This is a genomic window from Kosmotoga sp. (genome assembly GCF_982836095.1).
In genome coordinates this window covers 1-2,468 of sequence record NZ_CEYIHJ010000184.1, presented here as the reverse complement: position 1 = coordinate 2,468, position 2,468 = coordinate 1, and the positions used below count along the sequence as shown (strand labels likewise).

Genomic DNA, 2,468 nt, shown 5'->3' with positions numbered 1-2,468 from the left:
AGAAAAAGAGTGTAATGGAGCTTGTGATATTGTGAAACTCGGTCCTAAAGGCGCCCAGGTAAGAGATAAATTGATACCATCAGATACATTTGTATACCCTTATACAGTTGGTGCGGGCGATGCCTTTGACATCACTTTCATAACATTGTATCTCAGAACCCGGGATATGCTCTTCGCAACAAGATCAGCGGTGGAAGCATCACAAAAAATGACAAGGGAAGTGAAGGGGGCTTTTTCAAAGGCAAAGGCTCTTGAAAACCTAATCTGATTACCACCGCTTCACATTTTCACATACTTTAAAAATCACATAAGCTCTTGCATACAAAGGGGGATCTTCATTTTGATTCTCCTTTTTTTGAACCATATGGTATTCATACGTATATCCTGCTATTATTTTATCGCGCGGCCGCAGAAAACAAACAGGAGGTGTAAAGCGTGGGACTTGGTTCAACAGTAGTAAATCTCAGTAACACAAAAAGGCTTCAGATCGTTTGGGATACCGGAGTTGTGGAGGATGGAGAGCCTGTTTACTACAGACAATCCATATCCGTGGACAGCTCCATAACTGAACAGGAAGCCTACGATGCGGCTTATAATCTCGCTTCTCTTTCTACTTATACCATCAGCGAGATAAGGCTTATCAGCACAGACAGTCTTGGACCAATTGACTAATGAGGAGGTGTGATTAGTTGAAAACGCTTAACATGAGATGGTACGACTCGGCTCAGGGAAAGTCAAAAGGGCTTGTGCTTAGATCCCCAAAAGACGGTTTAACCCAAGCAGAAGTTCAGAATGTCATGGACGCACTTGTGACTCTCAAAGTCATCCCATCGAACTACGCAACGGACTATGCCAGCGTCATTGACAAAGCCACAAACGAACTTTTCAATTTGATCTGAGCAAATCCAAAAGCGGGCCCGAAGGGCCCGCTTTCATTAATGGAGGTGTAAAATGTACTTTCTCAAGTCATTAACCGGACTACTCTCTCTTGGCGCTTGTCTACTGGAAAGACCCGGTGAAGGAAGACAGAAGAAACAGGAACTAAAAAGCCTGTTGTATCAGGTTCTTCCAGAGGAAAATTGGAAAATCGACAAAGAATTGCTTGACGAAATTCTCGATAAAGCCATAGACATAGTGGTATCATGGTTAAACAGAACCATCTGGAAAACAGCCTAAAAGACCGCCTTCGGGCGGTCTTTTAACTGTGCAAATCACTTGGGTAGTTTCTTGACAAAGTATAGAATATTATATGGAGGGATTGCTATGTTTGGAGATCTGATGCTCCTCGGCATTGCGTTAGTTAGCTACTACTTTTTCATAAGATGGATAACACTTTACCTATGGCACGGGAAAAGTGTGCGAAAGGAAATAGCAGAAAAGGCAATAAAAACCTTCAAAAAAGTCGAAAATGAAGCTCCTGCTCATGAGAAGCTCATAATAGAATCGAAAATCCACAGGATAAAAGAATGGGCCTCATTTCATCTATCAGAACATAGGAAAGCCTGAAAGCGATTCTTTGAATACAAAATTCAGCTTTCAAGAAGGATGATGCCTGGTGAGAAAAAAGCCTTTCGAAATTTTCGAAAATGATAAGCTGAGCATTAAAATCGCCAAGATCACCACTCTTATCATTACTGCATTAATTGCTCTTGCTTTTGTAAGCAATGTAATATTTCCCGAAGAAGGAGAGTCTTTACCGACTCCTTACGAATTCCTCGAACTGATGTTCTTCCCCATGGGTGTGCTCGCTGGAATGCTTTTGGCATGGAAATGGAGACTAACGGGTCCATTGATTACAATCGGGAGTTTAGCAATATTTTACGCTTTAGAGTATCACGCCAAGCAAAGATTCCCCAGAGGCCTCACCCCTTTTTTAATAATAGTCCCAGCTTTTATTTTTTTGATAGATTATTTCGTTTCAAAAAATACTGGGTCCAGGGTTTAGTTGTCAGGGTTTAGCTGTTTTCTCTCGTGACTCGAAACTCGTCTCTTACCAGCCAGCCAAAACCCGCTATGAACTGCTTACGCAGTTGCTTTGAACTTCTAACAAAGTTGCCATGAACCGCTTCGCGGTTGCCTTGAACTGCTAGCGCAATCGACTAAGGAATGGAGTTTAGGGCATCAAGGAACGGGTTTAGGGTTTGGTTGTTGGGGTCTAGATGTTCTCTCTCGTGACTCGTAACTCGCAACTCGGCTCTTAATCTCGGTTCTCGATTTCTCGTATTCTCGGACTCTCGGATTCTCGCTTCTCGTCTCTTTAACTCATCACTCATCACTCATCATTCATAACTCATCACTCGGCTCTTGATACTCGTGACTCGAACCACGTAACTCGGCTTCTCGGTTCCTTTTTGACTGCTCTTTTGCTATTATCTTAATGAAACCTTTGGAGGTGATTTTATGAAAAAGTGCACGGCGCTTTTTGCTTTCCTTTTGATTGGTCTTGGTATTTTTGGAATAAGTTACAG

Annotated in this window: 6 protein-coding genes and 1 pseudogene; 6 read left to right on the top strand and 1 reads right to left on the bottom strand. The window is 42.3% G+C overall.

Annotated features, from left to right (window positions below; genetic code table 11):
• From AC3LHT_RS09735 to AC3LHT_RS09710, 6 genes and pseudogenes are all read left to right on the top strand, one after another.
• Window positions 1–268: pseudogene (locus tag AC3LHT_RS09735) on the top strand (hypothetical protein); the annotation flags it as partial.
• A gap of 167 nt (window positions 269–435) precedes the next feature.
• A complete protein-coding gene (locus tag AC3LHT_RS09730; RefSeq protein WP_290645829.1) occupies window positions 436–672 on the top strand; it encodes a DUF1659 domain-containing protein in 237 nt (78 codons plus the stop codon).
• Between the two features lie 17 nt (window positions 673–689).
• A complete protein-coding gene (locus AC3LHT_RS09725; protein ID WP_290645827.1) occupies window positions 690–899 on the top strand; it encodes a DUF2922 domain-containing protein in 210 nt (69 codons plus the stop codon).
• Window positions 900–951: 52 nt separating this feature from the next.
• Window positions 952–1,176: a hypothetical protein gene (locus tag AC3LHT_RS09720; RefSeq protein WP_290645824.1), complete on the top strand. Its 225-nt coding sequence runs from the start codon at window positions 952–954 to the stop codon at window positions 1,174–1,176.
• An 87-nt stretch (window positions 1,177–1,263) separates the two neighbouring features.
• Complete coding sequence (locus AC3LHT_RS09715) at window positions 1,264–1,506, top strand: hypothetical protein (protein ID WP_290645822.1); 243 nt, start codon at window positions 1,264–1,266, stop codon at window positions 1,504–1,506.
• A gap of 49 nt (window positions 1,507–1,555) precedes the next feature.
• On the top strand, window positions 1,556–1,945 hold the full coding sequence (locus AC3LHT_RS09710) for a DUF7670 domain-containing protein (protein WP_488662750.1): 390 nt from the start codon (window positions 1,556–1,558) through the stop codon (window positions 1,943–1,945).
• A gap of 338 nt (window positions 1,946–2,283) precedes the next feature.
• Here AC3LHT_RS09710 and AC3LHT_RS09705 read toward each other — a convergent pair.
• Window positions 2,284–2,468: hypothetical protein (locus tag AC3LHT_RS09705; protein ID WP_488662749.1), on the bottom strand; the 185-nt coding region annotated here is incomplete at its 5' end.

Coding starts and splice junctions, on each gene's coding strand:
- AC3LHT_RS09720 (WP_290645824.1), top strand. CDS start 952: ATGTACTTTCTCAAGTCATTAACCGGACTACTCTCTCTTGGCGCTTGT.
- AC3LHT_RS09715 (WP_290645822.1), top strand. CDS start 1,264: ATGTTTGGAGATCTGATGCTCCTCGGCATTGCGTTAGTTAGCTACTAC.